Source organism: Pseudomonas sp. ADAK21 (assembly GCF_012935735.1).
Taxonomy (GTDB): domain Bacteria; phylum Pseudomonadota; class Gammaproteobacteria; order Pseudomonadales; family Pseudomonadaceae; genus Aquipseudomonas; species Aquipseudomonas proteolytica.
Map to the genome: position 1 here is coordinate 5,984,137 of NZ_CP052857.1, position 19,727 is coordinate 6,003,863.

A 19,727-nucleotide genomic window follows, 5' to 3' on the forward strand; every position below is an offset into this window, starting at 1 on the left:
AGTGAGTGTCTGGGGATATAAGTCTCGTGAGATTCGGAAACGGACCACATGCATGCAAAATAAATTCATACCTGCGCCCGACGCGGTTTAAGCGTGACCCAGAACCGCGTGAAATGCTGCGCGTCCAGCTCGAGGGTCTGTTGCAGCGCAGTGAGGATGCGGTCTGTGTCGGCCAACGGATAGGTGCCGGACACACGCAGCTCGCGCACGCTCGAGTCACAGTCCAGATGCCCGCGTCGGTAGCGGCTCAATTCATTGAGGAAGTCTTCCAGGCGCAGGCCCTCGGCGACGATCATGCCGCGGCCCCAGGCCAGTTCGCCGGCGCGCTGCGGGCGTCGCGCCAACAGGGTCTGCTGGTCAAAGCTGACGATCTCGCCGGGCGAAAGGCTCAGGCTGCGCGATGGAATCTGCGCCGCCAGTGGCTGCCGGTCGGACCCCAACTGGGTAAACCCATCGCGCTGGCGCACGCTGAAGCGCCCGCCTGCGGCATGGGTCAGGCCTTCGGCGGTTTTCACCCACAGCGGGCGGGCGTCCAACGGGTTGGGTACTACCAGGATCTCCCCGCGCAACAGATGGATCAGGCGCTGGTCGGGGCTGTAGTTCACATCGATAGCGGTGTCGGTATTGAGCTGGATCTCGGTATTGTCCGCCAGGTCGATACGCCATTGCTCACCGACGGTGGTGCTGAAATCGCTGGTCCAGGGCTGCAACAGCCCGGCATCCCGGGCGGTCCACGCCACACTGCCGGCGGCCAGCAAGAGGGCCAGGTTTTTCAGGACCCGACGACGGGACAGCGCCGGTAACAGGGTGGCGCTGACCAGGGCCTGGTGCGCGGGGTCTCGCACCTCGTGCATGCGCTGGAAAAACCGCTGGGAATGCTGCCATGCCTGCTCGTTGAGAGGATCTTGCTGGCGCCAGGCCAGCCATTGCGCCCGGGTCTGTTCAGTAACGTCCGCTGCCTGCAACTCCAATTGCCAGTGCATGGCCTGCTCAGCAGCTTCCAGGGTCAGGGGCAACGGATTCATGGGCGCTGGCTGTCGAGCACAATGCACTGCGCACCGGCCTTGACGATGTAGCGCTTGACCGTGGTGATGCTGGTGCCCAGGCGCTCGGCAATTTCGCCGTGGCTCAAGCCATCGAGCTGCGACCAGAGGAAGGCCTGGCGCACCGGCAATGCCAGGCGGCCGAGCACTTCATCGAGGGCCATCAGGGTTTCCAGGAGCAGCCATTGGGTCTCGGCGCTGGGCGCCACCTCTTCTGGCAACAGCGCCAGGGCTTGCAGGTAGGCCTTTTCCAGCTTTTGCCGGCGGAAGTGATTGGACAGCACACTTTGTGCGACTTTCGCCAGAAAGCTGCGGGGGGCTTGGACCTCAAGGGGTTGATTCTTGGCGAGCAGGCGCAGAAAGGTGTCCTGGGCCAAGTCAGCAGCGCTCTGCGAACAGTTCAAACGACGCCATAACCAGTGCTGCAGCCAGCGGTGTTGCTGCTGATACAGGGTGGCGAGGTCAGTGGGGCTTGTCGCAGGAATCGGAGGCATGGAGGACGCGCACAGGAGGTAAGCCGTAAATGATAACGGTTATCATATGCTTCATGGCGCAATGCCTGCAAGTGGCACACGGCTTGTAGGACTTGCCAACGCATCCACTGTAGGAGCCAGCTTGCCGGCTCCTACAAAGGGTTGTTCCGAAAGCGTCAATCTTCCAGGGGTTGCGGCGCGTGCTTGCCAGGCTTGGCTTTGGCGCCAGGCTTGCCCGCAGCCGGTGCGGCAGGTTCTGGTTCGACGGGTGCGGCGGCTTCTTTTTCGGCCATTGGCATTTTGTCGACTGCGGCAAAAAATTCTGCAAGGTCAAGGGTATCGGGGGGTACGGTCTTTTCGACTTTCTTCTCGCCGTCCTTGCCCACCAGGATCACTTTGGTACCGGCGCTGGCGCCAAGTTTGAGGGCACGGATCAGCGCATTGGTGTCCTGGGCGCCGAGGTCCTTGCCGTCGCGCTGGCCGACGGTGCCGATGCTCGTGTAGTTCACGGTGTAGAGCACCATGTTGCGCTCGGCGAACTTCTGTTTGTTCTCAGGCTGTTCAAGATCTTTCTTGAGTTGGACCTGAGTCGGGTCGATAGAGCTGGGTGCAATCACGATCAGCGGGCGGAATTTGCCTTGATCCTGTTCCAGCGGGCCTCGGTTATCCGCAGCCAACAACGGCCCCGTAAACGCCATCAAGGTAGCCAGGGTCAGCGACCGGACGAGCATGCGTACCTCCTTCCAATTCCATGCAGAGTTTTTGAGTTTCATGTCTGCGACAGTCAATTTCAAGGATGATTCCTACGCGACTATCAGAAAGAGTAGGCTAGGACGCCCGCGACGCAAGGGTTTGAGGCCCATCGGGCCTCATTGTTTCTTCTGATTGCCAGGGCTCACTGCGCGGGCCAATCCGGCCAGTGCCAGGCAAAGACCGGAGCCACCTGCGGATCGCCATCCACCCCCGCCAGAGCCTGGGCGCACGCGGGGTGGGAATGCTGCAGGACGTCCCGCACGCCCTCCCAACGGGACACGGCGGCCGCCATGATGCCCAGGGCATTGGGCAACCCCTGCGGGGTAAAAAGTTGCCCGGCAAACTGCTCGGCAAATACCTGCCAGGTTCGATGCAGTTTCTGTTGCGTGCCCGCAATCAGTTGCGCCTGCACCGTCTCGTCGGCGTCGTCGAGAAAGCGTTGTGGGTAGTCAATGATGGTGATCGCCGAGTAGCAGTTGGCGGCGATGTACACCAGGCCGCGAATGATCTGGGCGCGGTTACCAGATAGCAGTCCGCTGGCCGGATACGCGAGGCCCAGATGGATCAGGATCGCCGCGCTTTCCGTCAGCACGCTGGCGTCGGGCAGTTGCAGGGTGGGGATTTGTCGCAGCGGGTTGATCTGCCCGAGAGCCTCCATCCCCGCCGTGTCGCCCCAGGGGCTGGCATCGACCTGTTGCCAGGGCACGCCGCAACGTTGCAGGGCGATTTCAACGATGCATGAGCCTGAGCTTTGCGTGCCGTAGAGCGTGTACATGGGGCGTTCCTCCGACCGGTTCAGCGTCCAGAGTGAAACGCTTTCCCGCCGTTAAAACAAGCCCATCTGACCACCGACCAAGGTGCTGAAATCGTCATCCACAAACGGCAGGATCGCGTCGGCCACCGGCTGCAATTGCCGAGTGACGTAGTGGTCGTAGTCGATCGGCGCCTGGCGCACCTCCAGGGGCTCGGGGCCGTTGACGGTGATCACATAGCGGATCCAGCCACCGTTCTGGTATTGCCGTGGACGACCCTGGCGGTCGTTGTACTCATCCGCCAGGCGCGCGGCGCGCACATGGGGCGGCACGTTGCGCTCGTAGTCGCCCAGTTGCCGGCGCAGGCGCTTGCGGTAGATCAGCAGTTCATCGAGTTCGCCGTCGAGGGTGCGGCGCACGTAGTCACGCACGTAATCCTGGTGGGGCTGGCGATGGAAGATGCGCTGATACAGCTCCTGCTGGAATTGGCGGGCCAGGGGCGACCAGTCGCTGCGCACGGTTTCCAGGCCTTTGTAGATCATTTCTTCACTGCCATCGGCCCGGGTCACCAGGCCCGCATAACGCTTCTTGCTGCCCTCCTCCGCACCGCGAATGGTCGGCATCAGGAAGCGGCTGAAGTGGGTTTCGTATTGCAGTTCCAGGGCGCTTTGCAGACCGAATTCGCTCTGCAGGCGTTCGCGCCACCATTGGTTGACGTGCTGCACCAGGCCCTGGCCGATGCGTGTGGCCTCCTCCTGGGAGTGGGCACTACCCAGCCAGACGAAGGTGGAGTCGGTGTCGCCATAGATCACTTCATAGCCTTGGGCTTCGACCAGTTCGCGGGTCTGGCGCATGATCTGGTGGCCGCGCAGGGTGATGGACGAGGCCAGTCGTGTGTCGAAGAACCGGCAACCGCTGGAACCCAGCACGCCGTAGAAGGCATTCATGATGATTTTCAGGGCCTGGGACAGCGGCGCGTTATGCTCGCGCTTGGCCACCTCGCGGCCTTCGGAGACCCGCGCCACAATCGACGGCAGGCAATGCCGGGTGCGGGAAAAACGGGCGCCGCGAAAGCCTTCCACCGACTCGCTGTCGTCGGGATGGCGCAGGCCTTCGATGAGGCCCACGGGGTCGATCAGGAAGCTGCGGATAATCGACGGGTAGAGACTTTTGTAGTCCAGCACCAGCACCGACTCGTACAGGCCGGGCCGCGAGTCCATGACAAAGCCACCGGGGCTGGCCTGGGGCGGCTTGTCCCCCAGGTTCGGCGCGACAAAGCCCTGGCGATGCATCAGCGGCATATACAGATGAGTGAACGCCGCCACCGAACCACCATTGCGATCCGCCGGCAAGCCGGTGACGCTGGCCCGCTCCAGCAGGAACTTGAGCAGTTCGGTCTTTTCGAAAATCCGCGTCACCAGCTCGCAGTCCTTGAGGTTGTAGCGCGCCAGCGCGGGCTTGTCCTCGGCGAACATACGGTTGATCTCGTCCATGCGCTGGTAGGGCGTGGAGATCGACTTGCCTTCGCCGAGCAGGGTCTGGGCGACGTTTTCCAGGCTGAAGGATTCAAAGGTCCAGGTGGCCGAACGCAGGGCTTCGATGCCATCGATGATCAGTCGCCCGGCAGCGGCGGCGAAGTAATGGTTACGGCTGCCATGTTCGCGCCAGGCCATGGCCTCGCCGCCACGGCCGAGCAGCAATGGCACGTTGAGGCGCTTGGCATGCTCATGGAGGACCCGCAGATCGAACTGCACCAGGTTCCAGCCAATGATTGCGTCGGGGTCGTGTTGTGCCAGCCATTGGTTCAGGCGCTCCAGCAGTTGGGCGCGGCTGTCGCAGTATTCGAGCTGGAAATCCACCGCGTCGGTTTTATTCGGCGGGCCCAGCATATACACCTGGCGTTCACCACAACCTTCCAGGGCGATGGAGTACAGCTCGCCGCGCGCGGTGGTTTCGATATCCAGAGAGACCAGTTTCAACGCCGGACGGTAGTCCGGCGCCGGCTTCATCTGCGCCTCCAGCAGTGTCCCGCCCTCGCCCGGTGTGCCGTCAAACGCCACGGGCGCGGTGATAAAGCGTTCCATCATGTAGCGCTCAGGCGGGCGTACATCGCCTTCGTAGACATCCACGCCGGCCTGGCGCAGGCGTTTTTCCAGGTCCATGGCCTGGCGATGCTGGCGGGTATAGAGGCCCAGGACCGGGCGGTGATGGAAGTCACACAACTGCAGCGGGCGCAGATCCACATCGCGCTCACCCTTGAGCACTCGTTGCGCGTGCTCGCGATGGGCCACGGGAATAAACATCACCGAAGGCTGCAACGGTAGACGGATATACCGTGGCCCCTGGTCGGTGGCCAGCCAGAAGCTGACCTGCGTGCCCGCCGGGGTGTCGTGCCAATGCCGGGTCAGGACAAAACCCTGCTGTAAATCCACCTTGCCGCACCTCAGGAATCGCTTTCAGGGCGCGATTCTACTCGGCATCCGCCGTAAGGCCTTAATAGAAATTTTCTGGCCTTCAGAAAAGTCGTACAGCAAAAAACAGTTTGTAAAACACTACTTAGCACTTATTATCATTTGCACCGGAGTCGTATTCGCGCAATGAGGAAGCGCAACGCCATTGCCCCCTTCCTCACACTGACGGTTCACCGTCCGGATCGACCATGCCCACCTGTGCCCGACTTGCCGTGCCGTTTCGCCCGACCCTGCTCGCCCTGTGCTGCTCCCTGAGCTTTGCCGCCCACAGCGCCCCCCAACCAACCCCGCAGGATGCGAGCAACGGCCAGGCCCTGGAACTGGGGGCAACCAGCATCAGCGCCGAATCAATTATCCCCGGCGCCCTGCCCCCGGTGTACGCCGGCGGCCAAGTAGCGCGCGGCGGGCAATTGGGGGTACTGGGCAACCAGGACATCATGGACGTGCCATTCAGCATGGCCTCCTACACCGAAAAACTGATTCGCGACCAGCAGGCCGAGACCGTGGGCGATGTACTGCTCAACGACTCATCCGTGCGCCAGGCGTCGGGTTACGCCAACCAGTCGCAATTGTTCGTGATTCGTGGCCTGCCACTGAATGGCGATGATATTTCCTACAACGGCCTCTACGGCATCCTACCCCGGCAGATCATGTCCACCGACGCCCTGGAGCGGGTGGAAGTGTTCAAGGGCCCGAACGCCTTTATCAACGGGGTAACGCCCTCCGGCTCCGGTATCGGCGGCGGCGTAAACCTGCAACCCAAGCGCGCCGGCGATGAACCGCTGCGCCGCTTCAGCACCGATATCAGCAGCGAAGGCCGGATTGGCCAGCACTTGGATATCGGCCAGCGCTTTGGCGAAGACAATCGTTTTGGGGCACGGGTGAACCTGTCCCAGCGTGAAGGCGATACCGGCACCGACAATGAAAACCAGCGCTCCAAGCTGTTTGCCGCGGGCCTCGATTACCAGGGTGATGCACTGCGTCTGTCGGGGGATTTCGCGTATCAGAAGCAGCGCGTCAATGGCGGGCGCAACTCGGTGTTCCTGGGGACAGCCGTGACCCAGGTACCCGACGCACCGTCGGCCGACACCAACTACGCACCGCGCTGGAGTGCGACCAATATTGAAGACACCCTGGGCATGCTGCGCGCCGAATATGACCTGAACGACAACTGGACCGCCTACGCGGCGGGCGGGGTCAAGCACACTCGGGAGATGGGCCAGTACTCATCGGTGACCATCAACGACAACCTGGGCAACGCCCAGACCAGCGCTTCGACCATCGCCCACGAAGAAGACAACAGCAGCGCCATGGCCGGCCTGAACGGCAAGTTCCAGACCGGCCCGGTGAGCCATCGCCTGAACTTCGGCCTGGCGGGGATCTGGACCGAGGCACGTAACGCCTATGTGTTCGACAGCGCCAAGACTCCCACCAATATCTACCAGCCGGTGACCGGCGCCGAACCGCGCCTGAACAGCCCACGCAATACCCCTGGCACCGACTTCAGCGATCCGACCATCACCGCCAAGACCTTCGTGCGCAGCGCGGCGGTCTCCAACACCTTTGGTTTTGTCGAGGATCGCCTGCTGGTCACGCTCGGCCTGCGCCGCCAGCAAATGGTGGTGCAGGGCTACAACTACATGAGCGCCAGCCGCACCGCCAACTACGATCAGTCGATTACCACGCCGGTGTACGGCATTGTGTTCAAGCCTTGGGAGCATGTGTCGCTGTATGCCAATCGGATTGAAGGATTGGCCAAGGGGCCGACCGCACCAGAGAAACTGGGTGTTCGCACGGTGACCAACGCTGGCCTGGTGTACGCCCCGGCCCGCTCCAAGCAGGTCGAGGCCGGGGTCAAGGTCGACATGGGCACCTACGGCGCAACGCTGGGGGTGTATCGCATCGAGCAGCCCGGCGCCGGCTACAGCGAGATCATCGACGCCACCACTGCGCGTTTCGTGCGTGAAGGCGAACAAATCAACAAGGGCGTGGAACTCAACGTATTCGGCGAACCGCTGGCCGGCCTGCGCCTGCTGGGCGGTGTGACAGTCATGAAAACCGAGCTAAAGGGCACACAGAACGGCGCCAACGACGGCAACCGCGCGATTGGCGTGCCGTCGTTCCAGCTCAATGCCGGGGTGGATTGGGATGTGCCAGGCCTGCAAGGCGTGACCCTCAGCGGGCGCATGCTGCGCACCGGCGGGCAGTATGTCGATGCCGCCAACAAGCTCAGCCTGCCGGCCTGGAACCGCTTTGACCTGGGTGCACGCTACAACTTCAAGATGGACCAGCGCGACGTCACCCTGGGACTTACCGTGGACAACGTGGCCAATACCAAATACTGGGAATCGGCGATGGGCGGCTACCTGACCCAAGGCGATCCGCGGGTGGCCAAGCTGTCGGCAAGCATCGAGTTCTGAGCCCCACCTTACAGACTGAAATCCCGGATCCAGCGCTAAGCTCCTGTGGGAGCTGTCTCGCCCTGCGAGGCTGCGATAGCGGCGGCACAGGTACCAGAAATATCGCCTGAGCCACCGCTATCGCAGCCTCGCTAACGCTCGACAGCTCCCACATTTTGTTCTGTATCAGGCCGAAAACAGCATTCACAAAGTATGTTGAGTTGGCAGGCTATTGGACAGCCCGGCCCCAACTGCGTAGTTTTCAAAGACCGCGCACAAGGACTCTGGCATGGCCCCCGACCTCACCTCCATCGAGCTGTTCCTCAAGACGGTCAAGCTGGGCAATCTGTCCCGGGCTGCCGAGCAGTCGCACCTCTCGCTGTCGGCGGCCAGCCGGCGTCTGTCGTTGCTCGAGCAGCATTTCAAGGTCGCCCTGTTGCACCGCTCCTCAACCGGCGTCTCACCGACGGCGGCCGGGGAAGTGCTGGTGGAGCATGGGTTGTCGATCTTGCGGGCGGTCGACGTAATGCATGCCGACCTCGCCGACTACGCCAAGGGCGCCACCGGCCGCGTGTGCCTGTATGCCAACAGCTCGGCGATGAGCCAGCAACTGCCCAGCCAATTGACCCAATGGAACGCCCTGCATCCTGGTATCCGCCTGGATATCCGCGAGGAACGCAGCCGCGAAATCCTGCAAGCGGTGCGTGATGGCGTGGCCGATGTGGGGATCGTCACCACCCAGCCCAGCGGCGAGGAACTGCGCTTTGTCCCTTACTGCCAGGACCGCCTGTGCCTGTTGGTGCCTGATGATCATCCGTTCAAGATGCGCCATGCGCGCTTTGAGGATTTGTTGGGCTACGACTTTGTCGGCCTGGAAGATAACGCCGCCATCACCGCGCTGATCACCGAAGCCGCTGCGGCGATTGGCATGCCCCTGCGCCTGCGGGTCCAGGTACGCAGCTTTGAAGCCGTGTGCCGGCTGATTGCCGCCGGCCAAGGGGTTGGCGTGCTGCCCCAGGGCGCCGTGCAGATCTTTCGCAAGGAAATGGCCTTGCGCTTTATCGAAATCGACGACCCCTGGGCCGACCGCCAGATGTACCTGTGCATGCGCCAGCAACAGCCCTCTCCTACAAGCCTGGCATTATTCGACTACCTCGGTGCCTGTAATCGCGCATAACCGCCGGCCTTCGAATTTTGCGAAGGCCACTTCCACAATCAGCAATTCCCCCACCGTTGCACCTGTGCCAAGAATGTCCCCGCCTCACTGACAACAACAAAAACAGGAGACACGGCGTGTCCAATTCCACGACCAGCACCCCCCATCGTATTGCCGTGATTCCCGGCGACGGTATCGGCCGCGAGGTGGTGCCCGAAGGCCTGCGTGTACTGGAGGCCGTCAGCCGGCGTTTCGGGATTGCCTTTGAGTTCGATCACTTTGCCTGGTGCAGCGAACACTACCTGGCCCACGGCAGCATGATGCCGGACGACTGGGCCGAGCAGATCGGCAGCCATGACGCGATCTTCTTCGGTGCCGTGGGCGCACCGGACATCATCGCCGACCACACGGCGGTGTGGGAGTCGCTGCTGAAGATCCGCCGCCAGTTCGACCAGTACGTCAACATCCGCCCGGTGCGCCTGATGCCCGGCGTGCCCTGCCCGCTCGCCGGCCGTGTGCCGGGGGATATCGACTTTATCGTGGTGCGGGAAAACACCGAGGGCGAATACTCCAGCGTCGGCGGGCGGATGTGGGAAGGCACGCCGCGCGAGATCGCGGTGCAAGAGTCGATCTTCTCCCGCGAAGGCGTGGACCGCGTGGTGGACTATGCCTTCAAACTGGCCCAGCAGCGACCGCGCAAGAACCTGGTGGCCGCCACCAAATCCAACGGCATTTCCATCACCATGCCGTTCTGGGACGAGCGGGTGAACCTGATTGCCCAGCGCTACCCGGACGTCAAGACCGCTAAATTCCATATCGATATTCTGTGTGCACACTTCGTGCAGCACCCGGACTGGTTTGACGTGGTGGTGGCCTCCAACCTGTTTGGCGACATCCTCTCCGACCTCGGCCCGGCCTGTACCGGCACCATCGGTATTGCCCCATCGGCCAACCTCAACCCCGAGCGACGCTACCCGTCGCTGTTCGAGCCGGTGCATGGTTCGGCACCGGACATTGCCGGGCTGGGCGTGGCCAACCCCATCGGCCAGATCTGGTCGGCTGCGTTGATGATCGAGCATCTGGGCAATGGCAACCCGCTCCACCAACAGGCCGCAGCCGCCATTGTCTTGGCCATCGAGACGGTACTTGCCGAGGGTCCACGCACCCGGGAAATGGGCGGCAGTGCCAGTACGATTGAAGTGGGCGTGGCCATCGCCGAATGCATCGCCGGGAACAGGAGCTGAACATGATCAACGCACACTACATCGCCAACCAATGGCAGGCCTCGACCTCACTTGAAGATATCCCGGTGATCGACCCCAGCAGCGGCGAAACCTACTCCAGCATCGCCCGGGGCACCGCCGCCGATATCGACGCCGCCGTCAGCGCCGCACGCCTGGCCGTGGGCGAGACCTTTGATGGCCCATGGGGCACATTGTCGGCCCTGGAGCGCAGCCGCCTGCTGGCCAGGCTCGGCGTGGCCGTATTGGAACACCACGAAGAGCTGGCGCAGATCGAAGCACGGGACACCGGCAAGGCGCTGAAAGTCGCACGGGCCGATGCCACTGCCCTCGCCCGTTATTTTGAATATTACGCCGGCGCGGCCGACAAGCTGCACGGCGAAACCCTGCCCTATCAGAACGGCTACACGGTGCTCACCGTGCGCGAGCCCCATGGAGTGAGCGGGCATATCATCCCGTGGAACTACCCGATGCAGATCTTCGGCCGCAGCGTCGGCGCCTCCCTGGCAGCGGGCAATGCCTGCGTGGTCAAGCCGGCCGAGGATGCCAGCCTGTCGCTGCTGCGCCTGGCGCAGATTGCCGCCGAAGTGGGCTTTCCGGCCGGCGCGATCAATGTGGTGACCGGCTACGGCTACGAAGCCGGCGCTGCGTTGTGCGCTCATCCTGGAATCGATCACATCTCGTTTACCGGCTCCACAGTCACCGGCACGGCGGTGTCGAAAGCGGCCGCTGAGCGGCATTGCCCGGTGACCCTGGAACTGGGCGGCAAATCACCGCAACTGGTGTTCGCCGATGCGGACCTGGATGAAGCCTTGCCGGTGCTGGTCAATGCCATTGTGCAGAACTGTGGGCAGACCTGTTCGGCGGGCAGCCGGCTGCTGGTAGAGCGCAGTATTTATGAAACGCTGCTGGAGAAGCTCAGCCAGCGCTTCCGCCAATTGCGCACCGGGCCTTCGGCGCTGGACCTGGATATGGGGCCGCTGATCAACCAGAAGCAGCAACGCCTGGTGCGCGAGTTCGTGCGCGAAGCCGAGCAGGCCGGCATCACCGTTGCCGCGCGCGGCCAGGTGGTGGCCGAAGCCGGCAGTGGCGGTTACTTCCAGGAAGCGGTGCTGTTTCGTGACGTGCCGCCCGACAGCCGCCTGGCCCAGGAGGAAGTCTTCGGTCCGGTACTGGCCGTGATGCCCTTCGACGACGAAGCCGAGGCCATCCGTCTGGCCAACGGCACCGATTTCGGCCTCGTCGCCGGCGTGTGGACCCGCGACGGCGCGCGGCAAATGCGCCTGGCGCGCAAGCTGCGCTGCGGCCAGGTTTTCATCAATAACTACGGGGCTGGCGGCGGGGTTGAACTGCCCTTCGGCGGCGTCAAGGCCAGCGGTTATGGCCGGGAAAAAGGCTTCGAGGCCCTGCTGGGCTTTACCACTTTGAAGACCATTGCGATCAAACACGGCTAAGCCATTACAACAACAAGAAAGGAGAACACTCCATGCGTCTCGCAAACAAAGTAGCCATCGTCACTGGCGCCGGCTCCGGCTTTGGTGAAGGCATCGCCAAGACCTTCGCCCAACAGGGTGCGCGGGTTATCGTCGCCGACATGAACGCCACCGGCGGCCAGCGGGTGGTCAATGAGATCGAGGCCAGCGGCGGCCATGCGCATTTCATCGAGGTCAACGTGGCCAACGACGAAAGCGTGGGCGCCCTGTTGCGGGCGACCCTGGAGCAATTCGGCGGGCTGGATATCGTCATCAACAACGCCGGCACCACCCACCGCAACCGACCGATGCTGGAAGTGGACGAGGCCGAGTTCGACCGGGTGTTCGCGGTCAACGTCAAAAGTATCTTCCTCAGCGCCAAGCATTTTGTGCCGCACTTTCGCGGCCAGGGCGGCGGCGTGTTCGTCAACATTGCCTCGACTGCGGCGATCCGCCCGCGCCCGGGGCTGGTCTGGTATAACGGCAGCAAGGGTGCGGTGGTGGTCATGAGCAAGACCATGGCAGCGGAACTGGGCCCGGACAATATCCGCGTCAACTGCGTGAACCCGGTGGTCGGCGCCACGGCGCTGCTCAGTGAGTTCATGGGTGTGCCGGACACCCCGGAAAACCGCCAGAAGTTCATGGCGACTATCCCCCTGGGACGTTTTTCCACCCCGCAAGACGTGGCCAATGCCTGCCTGTACCTGGCCTCGGACGAAGCGGCTTTTATCACCGGCACTTGCCTTGAAGTCGATGGTGGGCGCTGCGTGTAACTCAACGACCATAGGGATCGGAGTCGATATGTGTGACTTACATAACAAGAACGAACCGAGCACCAAGCAATTACTCGATGGCCTGCCAAAGAACTGGGGTAAATGGGGACCGGACGATGAGGTCGGCGCCCTCAATTACCTGACCGAAGCCGAAGTACTGCGCGGCGTGGCCTCGGTGCGCCAAGGCAAGACCTTCACGTTGCAAGTGCAAATCGGCCATCCGGGCGGCGACCCGATGTGGCCGGCACGCAACCCGTCGATGCGCTTCAATACCCTGGATCACAGCCACTATCACTTCGGCAAGCAACCCGAAATGACCGGCGGCGCAGCGTATTGCGACGATGTGATCTTCATGCAGCTGCAAGGCTCGACCCAGTACGACGCCCTCGGGCATGCCTGGTACGACAATCAACTGTGGAACGGCTACGACGCCATGAGCACCGTCGGCGGCATGGCCAAGGCCAGTGTGCTGGCGATTGCCGAACGTGGCGTGGTCGGGCGCGCGGTGCTGATCGACATGGCCCGCCATCGCGGCAAGAAATACCTGGGCCGTGGCGAAACCTTCAATCACCTGGACTTGCTGGCGGCCGCCAAGGCCCAGGGCGTGACCATCGAAAAACGCGACATCCTGATCATCCGTACCGGCTCCATGGGCGCGTTCTACGAGTATGGCAAGACTGAGTTCTTCAAGGACCTGGTGGAGCCTGGCCTGACCTACAGCCGGGAGTTGGTGGAGTGGTTCCATGCCATGGAAATCCCCAACCTGGTGACCGACACCATCGCCAATGAGGTGATCACCGATCCGGTGTCGGGGGTGCAGATTCCATTGCATTGCGCGCTGATGCGCAACCTCGGCATCGCCTTTACCGAGATCGTGCTGCTGGAGGATCTGGCCGCCGATTGTGCCGACGACGGCCAGTGGAAGTTCCTCTACACCGCCGCACCGTTGAAGATTGTCGGTGGCAGCGGCGCGCCGGTGAACCCGGTGGTGATCAAGTAGCTCACCAGTCGTAGGACACGGCCAGGGACGCAGTGCGCTCCTGGCCGTAATAGCAACCAAAGGCGTAGTTGCAGGACGAGACATACTCGCGATCAAACAGGTTCTGCACGTTGAGGCTGGCTTCGGCGCCCTTGAATGTGGGGCTCAGGCGGCTCAGGTCGTAGCTGACCGTAGCGTCGTAGACCACGAACGACGGGGTCTTGAAGGTGTTGGACGAGTCGCCGTATTTCTTCCCGGTGTAACGCGCACCGCCACCTGCGGTCAGGCCGGCCAAGGCATCACTGGAAAAATGGTAGTCGGCCCAGACGCTGCCGCTCCACGGGGCTTGCGCCTCGCTGCGGTTGCCCTCATCGCCGTAGTTGCTCTTGGTATAGATCGCGTCCAGGTACGACAGCGCGCTGATCAACTCCACCTGGCCGAACCGTGCCTTGCCTTCGAATTCGACGCCGCGTGAGCGCACTTCACCTTCCTGCAACTGGTATTCGCGATAGACCAGATCGCCGGTCAGGACGTTTTTCTGTTTGATCTGGAACACCGACAAGGTCAGCAATGACTGGTCGTTGGGCTGGTACTTGACCCCCGCTTCATATTGCTCGCCCTCCACCGGTTTGTAGGCGCCGCCACCGCGTTCCGGGGCCAGACGGCCGACGCTTGGCAGGAACGACTCGGCATAGCTGACGTAGGGCGCCAGGCCGAAGTCGGTGAGGTAAGTCAGGCCCACGCGACGCGTGAGTTTTTTGTCTTTCTGCGACACCGTGCTGCGGTCCAGCAGGTCGCGGTTGATCACTTCGGCCCAGTCTTCACGCAGGCCCATGGTGAGGATGAAGCGATCAAACCTGATCTGGTCCTGGGCATACAGGCCGGTCTGCTTGACCGTGTTGTTCCACTTGGTGGTCAGTTGCGGCTGGCCAAAGGTGTGGTAGTTGGACGGTTTGTAGAGGTCGATGATTTCCGCGCCGTAGAGGTTGTAGCCTTGGTATTTACGGGTGAACTCGCGGTGATCGAAGCCCACCAGCAAGGTGTGTTCCAGGGCACCGGTGGCGAACTTGGCCTGCAGGTTGTTATCGAGGGTGTAGGCGCTGTTGTGTTGGCGCCAGTCCAGTTTGGTGCGGCTGGCGCGGGTATCGTCGGTGCTGCCGTCGGGCAGTTCGGCGAAGCGGTTGAGGTAGAAGCCTTTATAGCGATCGTTGACGTCGGTAAAACGTGCGGTCTGGCGATATTCCAGGTTGTCGTTGAATGCGTGGGAGAAGTCATAGCCCAGCACATATTGATCGCGGATGTAGTTGTTCCAATCGGAATCGCCGAGGAAGGTGTCGCGGTCGATGCGCTGGCCCTTGGAGTTGCGATAGAGCGTGCCGATGGCGGGTAGTGCCTGGTAATCGGCCAGGGATTTGTCGCGCTGGATCTGCGCGTAGAGGGTCAGGGCGGTGTCTTCGGTCGGCGCCCAGGTCAGGCTGGGGGCCAGCAAGGTACGGCTGTCGGTCGCGTGGTCGACCATCTCGTTGCCGTCGCGGGCCAGGCCGATCAGGCGGTAGCTCAGGGTTTTCGCGTCATCGATAGGGCCGCTGAAATCCAGGGCGCCGTTGACCCGGTCGTAGCTGCCCACGCCGAACTTGACCTGGTGTCGCGCTTCGGTGGTGGGACGCTTGGACACCAGGTTGATCATCCCGCCCGGCTGGTTCTGCCCGAATAGCACCGACGCCGGCCCCTTGAGTACCTCAATACGTTCCAGGGTGTAGGGGTCGATTTGTGGCGCACCGCCGAGGCTGCCGGCGTAAGGCAGGTAGGCACCATCGAGGTACAGCAACGTGGGAGAAAAGCCACGGCTGCCCAACTCATCGGCGATGGTATTACGGTCGGTGTAGCCGTTGGTGTCCATGCCCGGGGTATAGCGCAGGGATTGGGTCAGGTTGCGCGCGCCCTGGACCTTGACCTGGTCGGCGGTGACCACGTTGACGGTCTGCGGGATTTCCAGGATCGGTGTATCGGTCTTGGTGGCCGTGGCGCTGCGGGTCGCGACATAGCCATCGACGGGGCCCCAGGCATTTTCTGCGACTTGGCCAGTGACCGTGGTGGCGCCAAGATTGAGCGCGCCCTCAGGCAGCAGATACAGGCTCCATGTGCCGTTTTCGGTGACGGTCAAGCCCAGGCCGCTGCCGGCCAGCAAGTGTTGCGCGGCCTGCTCCGGGCTGTATTGGCCCTGCAATGCGGGTGCGCGACGACCTTGCAGCAAGGCCGGGGTGACCGACAGCGTGCGCCCGCTTTCCCGGGACAGCCGGCTCAGGCTATCGCCGAGGGCTGCAGCGGGCAGATTGAAATATTGCTGGGCGCTGGCGGCGGTGTCGGCCAGGGCCACAGCGGGCTGGCCAATCACAGCCAGGGTTACGGCCAGGGTCAACAGGCAGGGACGGATCATCAAGGGTGCCATAGGGTGAGGATGCTCATTGTCAGGTTGGCGTTCCCTAACCTTGACTCGCGAGATCCGCGATCCCCTCACGCTGATTGAAAATAATTCCCATCGGCCACTCAGCGCACATCAATCAGGGTCAACCAAGGACCGTAGTGACTGATGCGCAGGGGGAAGGTCTGGGCCAGCGACTCCAGGGTTTGCGCCGGATCATCCAGCGGGTACACGCCATAGACGCGTACTTTTGCGGCCTGCTCGCTGATCCGCAGCACACCGCGGCGATACGGGCGCAGGGCGTCGATCAGCAGGCCCAGGGGTTCATCACGGATGTCGACGCGACCATCGCGCCAATCTGCCCGACTGCGCACCGAGAGCGGTACTGGACGCACATCGCTGTCGCTGAACCACGCCGCCTCCCCCGCTTCTACACGGCGCTGGCTGCCGCCGAGCGTGGTGACACGCACGCTATGCAGTTGCACCGAGGTCAAGCTGCCGGCGGCCTCCTGGCGCACCATGAATTGTGTCCCCAGGGCCTGGACTTCTCCCTGGGCGGTAGCGATGACAAACGGTCGGCGCGGGTCGGCGGCGACATCGACGAACACTTGGCCCTCGCGCAGACGTATCAGGCGGCGGCTATCGCTGAACTGTATATCCACCGAACTACGGGCGTTGAGACTCAGGCGACTGCCATCGGCCAAGGCGAAGGTCTTCCGCTCGCCGGTGGCTGTGTGGCGGTCGGCCCACAGACCTGTGAGTGGCTGGTCGCGGTCAAAGATCGCCGCGCCACTGACGCCGAACAACACCAGTGCCAAGCCACCACGCAGCACCTTGCGCCGCGACTCCGAATCCGGGGCTGCCAGGGCTTGGGTCATGGCACGTAACTGACCGGGGCCGCGGGCTTCGACGCGCTGCAAGTCGGCAATCGGCTGCTGCAGCAAACTGCCGACCCGCTGCCAGGCAACGGCATGCTGGGGGTTGGCCCGCAACCACATTTCGAAGGCTTGACGCACAGAGGGATCATCAGCGGCCGCCTCCAGGCGCAGCAACCAATCCACGGCAGCGCGGGTGGTGGCGTCAACCTTGGACTGGCTCATGTCAGGTCCGCCGACTCGGCCAGACAGTGCAGGAAAGCCCGCCGCAGATCGCGCTCCACTGTGGCCAGCGACACGTCCAGTTGCTGGGCGATAGCCGGTTGCGACAAGCCCTCGAGACGGTTGAGCATAAAGATCTGCCGGACACGGGGCGGCAGGCCATTGAGCAGGCGGTCGATGCTTTCGAGCGCCTCGCGTACCAGGGCCAGATCTTCTTCCGACGGTGTATAGGCGTCCGGCAGTTGCGCCAGGCTGTCGAGGTAAGTCTGCTCCAGGCGCTTGCGGCGCCAGAAACTGAATAACAGCCGGCGGGCCACGGTGCTGAGAAACGCACGGGGCTCATCGAGCTGGTTGAGCTGGCGCGCATCCAGAATGCGGATAAACGTATCTTGGGTCAGGTCCGCTGCATCCTGCGGGCACTTGAGCTGACGATACAACCATGCGCGTAGCCAGCGATGGTTGTCGTCATAGAGCGTTGCCAGAAGAGCCTTGGGATCGGTAGGAGTAGACACGCGGGCAGCCACAGACGTTAATGATAATTCATCTCATTATCTGCGCAGGCTGTGGCTAAATGCAATCGCTTATCTACCGGGCGGTCCCGCTCTCTGGCTGGAGTAAAACCTTCTTTCAGACGCGCGGATCACCCGAAGCCTTAGCGGGCGCCGCGTACTGCGGCTTAAGGTGACCCTGCTGATCAAGCAGCCAGGCATCCATGATCTGGCGGACCACAGGGCCGGCCACGCGGCCGCCCGCCTCGCCGTTTTCGATCATCACTGAAATCACGATCCTGGGATGCTCCGCCGGAGCGAAGCCGACAAACAGTGCGTTATCGCGGTTGCGCTCGCGAGTCTTCAGACGGTTGTAGCGCTCACCCTGTTTGATCGCCACCACCTGTGCGGTCCCGCTCTTTCCGGCGATCCGGTACTGCGCGCCGGCGGCCGATGCGCGGGCGATCCCGCGCGGATCGTGCATCACCATTTGCATGCCGTGGTTGACCTGGTCCCAGTCGCGGGGGTTCTTAAGCACGACATTGGGCATGGGGTGTTCATCCACGGGCGGTACACCGTCAATGGTCTTGGCCAGATGCGGGCGATTCCACACGCCCTTGTTGGCGATCAGCGCGGTGGCCTGGGCCAGTTGCAATGGCGTGACCTGCATATAGCCCTGGCCGATGCCAAGGATCACGGTTTCGCCCGGGAACCACGGCTGGCGGCGCGTCGCACGCTTCCAGGCCTGGGACGGCATCAGGCCGGCCGACTCTTCGAACATATCCAGGGAGACTTTCTGGCCGAGGCCGAATTCGGCCATATAGTCGTGTAGGCGATCGATCCCCAGTTTGTGGGCCAGGTCATAGAAGTAGGTGTCGTTGGAACGCATGATGGCAGCGTCCATATCTACCCAGCCATCGCCGCTGTGGTTCCAGTTGCGGTATTTGTGATCAAAGTCGGGCAGTTGGTAGTAACCGGGGTCAAAGACCCGTGTCTGTGCGGTGACGACACCACTGTCGAGACCGGCGATGGCCACTTCCGGCTTGATCGTCGAGCCTGGCGCATACAGCCCGCGCAGCACCCGGTTGAATAAGGGGCGGTCAATGGAATCATGCAGAGCGGCATATTCCTTGAAACTGATGCCGGTGACGAACGAGTTGGGGTCAAAGCTAGGCTTGCTGACCATTGCCAGGACTTCGCCGGTTTGTGGATCCAGGGCAACCACTGAACCGCGACGGTCGCCCAGGGCTTCTTCGGCGGCTTCCTGGAGCTTGATATCCAGGCTCAGGACAATGTTTTTACCGGGAATCGGGTCGGTGTGTTTGAGCACCCGCAGCACTCGGCCCTGGGCATTGGTCTCGACTTCCTCATAACCCACATGGCCGTGCAATTGCGCCTCATAGAAACGCTCGATTCCGGTTTTACCGATAGATTGCGTGCCACGGTACTCGACCGAATCCAGTTCTTTTGACTCTTTTTCGTTGATACGGCCCACGTAGCCAATGGAGTGCGCGAAGTGTGCGCCCAACGGGTAGTGACGCACGAACTGTGGCTCCACATCCACGCCTGGCAGGCGGAATTCGTTGACCGCCAATATGGCGATCTGTTCTTCAGTCAATTCATAGAACAACGTTACGGGCACGAACGGGTGACGCGCCTGTTTCAAGGCCTTGTCAAAGACTGCGCGGTCTTCGGGCGGCAGATGCAGGAGAGTGATGATCGAATCCAGTTCGCCTTTGAGATCGGTAGCCCGCTCGCGGGTGATGGTCAGGTTGTAACTGGGGCGGTTATCGGCCAGGACCACGCCGTTGCGGTCGTAGATCAGGCCGCGGGCCGGGGTAATGGGCAGGACATGGACACGATTGTTTTCGGAGATGGTGGAGTGATAGTCGAACTCGACCACTTGCAGGAAATACATGCGGGCGACCAAGGCACAGGTGATGCCAAGCACCAGTATTGCGCAGGCCAACAGGCGTTTATTGACCAGGCGATGTTCTTTCTCGTGGTCTTTGATAGGTATGGCTTCGGGCATTTCTACAGCATCTCGTTGAGCAGGGACAATGCCGCTTCCTGCGGTGCAAAGATCAGTCCTTGGAACAGGTGCTGCACCATACCAAAAATGCCGAAACACTTTGTATTGAATTACCCGAACGGCAGTTCAAGTGGGTACCAACAGCGTCAAGAGCACCCTTTGCTTTTCGATCGCCC

15 protein-coding genes are annotated in these 19,727 nt (G+C 62.2%); 6 read left to right on the forward strand and 9 right to left on the reverse strand.

Annotated features, from left to right (window positions below):
* Positions 1 to 65: 65 nt before the first annotated feature.
* From HKK57_RS26730 to HKK57_RS26750, 5 genes are all read right to left on the reverse strand, one after another.
* A complete protein-coding gene (locus HKK57_RS26730) occupies positions 66 to 1,025 on the reverse strand; it encodes a FecR domain-containing protein (protein WP_029293219.1) in 960 nt (319 codons plus the stop codon).
* Positions 1,022 to 1,537 (reverse strand): sigma-70 family RNA polymerase sigma factor, encoded by a 516-nt coding sequence (locus tag HKK57_RS26735; protein WP_029293221.1) that lies wholly within the window; start codon positions 1,535 to 1,537, stop codon positions 1,022 to 1,024. Before HKK57_RS26735 ends, HKK57_RS26730 begins: the two co-directional genes overlap by 4 nt.
* Before the next feature lie 155 nt (positions 1,538 to 1,692).
* Positions 1,693 to 2,247, reverse strand: a complete 555-nt coding sequence (locus tag HKK57_RS26740; protein WP_029293223.1) for a DUF4174 domain-containing protein — start codon at positions 2,245 to 2,247, stop codon at positions 1,693 to 1,695.
* 164 nt (positions 2,248 to 2,411) lie between these two features.
* The gene (locus HKK57_RS26745) at positions 2,412 to 3,044 is read right to left on the reverse strand and encodes a glutathione S-transferase N-terminal domain-containing protein (protein WP_169391157.1); all 633 of its coding nucleotides are present in this window, start codon (positions 3,042 to 3,044) and stop codon (positions 2,412 to 2,414) included.
* Between the two features lie 51 nt (positions 3,045 to 3,095).
* Positions 3,096 to 5,453 (reverse strand): DNA polymerase II, encoded by a 2,358-nt coding sequence (locus tag HKK57_RS26750; protein ID WP_104912032.1) that lies wholly within the window; start codon positions 5,451 to 5,453, stop codon positions 3,096 to 3,098.
* A 227-nt stretch (positions 5,454 to 5,680) separates the two neighbouring features.
* On the opposite strand from HKK57_RS26750, the gene HKK57_RS26755 reads away from it, so the two are divergent.
* The 6 genes from HKK57_RS26755 to HKK57_RS26780 all read left to right on the forward strand — a co-directional run bounded on the left by HKK57_RS26755 (position 5,681) and on the right by HKK57_RS26780 (position 13,533).
* On the forward strand, positions 5,681 to 7,912 hold the full coding sequence (locus tag HKK57_RS26755) for a TonB-dependent receptor (protein WP_169391158.1): 2,232 nt from the start codon (positions 5,681 to 5,683) through the stop codon (positions 7,910 to 7,912).
* 268 nt (positions 7,913 to 8,180) lie between these two features.
* A complete protein-coding gene (locus tag HKK57_RS26760) occupies positions 8,181 to 9,068 on the forward strand; it encodes a LysR family transcriptional regulator (RefSeq protein ID WP_029293231.1) in 888 nt (295 codons plus the stop codon).
* A gap of 116 nt (positions 9,069 to 9,184) precedes the next feature.
* The gene (locus HKK57_RS26765) at positions 9,185 to 10,291 is read left to right on the forward strand and encodes a tartrate dehydrogenase (RefSeq protein WP_169391159.1); all 1,107 of its coding nucleotides are present in this window, start codon (positions 9,185 to 9,187) and stop codon (positions 10,289 to 10,291) included.
* Between the two features lie 2 nt (positions 10,292 to 10,293).
* Positions 10,294 to 11,742, forward strand: coding sequence for an aldehyde dehydrogenase family protein (locus HKK57_RS26770; RefSeq protein ID WP_169391160.1), 1,449 nt, complete (start codon positions 10,294 to 10,296; stop codon positions 11,740 to 11,742).
* A 32-nt stretch (positions 11,743 to 11,774) separates the two neighbouring features.
* Positions 11,775 to 12,533 carry an SDR family oxidoreductase gene (locus tag HKK57_RS26775; protein ID WP_029293238.1) on the forward strand — a complete coding sequence of 253 codons (759 nt, stop codon included), beginning with the start codon at positions 11,775 to 11,777 and terminating at the stop codon, positions 12,531 to 12,533.
* A gap of 28 nt (positions 12,534 to 12,561) precedes the next feature.
* Positions 12,562 to 13,533, forward strand: coding sequence for a cyclase family protein (locus tag HKK57_RS26780; protein ID WP_029293240.1), 972 nt, complete (start codon positions 12,562 to 12,564; stop codon positions 13,531 to 13,533).
* 1 nt (position 13,534) lies between these two features.
* Here HKK57_RS26780 and HKK57_RS26785 read toward each other — a convergent pair whose 3' ends face one another.
* The 4 genes from HKK57_RS26785 to mrdA form a co-directional block, all read right to left on the reverse strand.
* Positions 13,535 to 15,949: a TonB-dependent siderophore receptor gene (locus HKK57_RS26785; protein WP_237150414.1), complete on the reverse strand. Its 2,415-nt coding sequence runs from the start codon at positions 15,947 to 15,949 to the stop codon at positions 13,535 to 13,537.
* 110 nt (positions 15,950 to 16,059) lie between these two features.
* The gene (locus tag HKK57_RS26790; RefSeq protein WP_169391162.1) at positions 16,060 to 17,034 is read right to left on the reverse strand and encodes a FecR family protein; all 975 of its coding nucleotides are present in this window, start codon (positions 17,032 to 17,034) and stop codon (positions 16,060 to 16,062) included.
* Complete coding sequence (locus HKK57_RS26795; RefSeq protein ID WP_029293247.1) at positions 17,031 to 17,543, reverse strand: sigma-70 family RNA polymerase sigma factor; 513 nt, start codon at positions 17,541 to 17,543, stop codon at positions 17,031 to 17,033. Before HKK57_RS26795 ends, HKK57_RS26790 begins: the two co-directional genes overlap by 4 nt.
* A 115-nt stretch (positions 17,544 to 17,658) precedes the next feature.
* Complete coding sequence (gene mrdA / locus HKK57_RS26800) at positions 17,659 to 19,551, reverse strand: penicillin-binding protein 2 (protein ID WP_029293249.1); 1,893 nt, start codon at positions 19,549 to 19,551, stop codon at positions 17,659 to 17,661.
* Between the last annotated feature and the right edge of the window lie 176 nt (positions 19,552 to 19,727).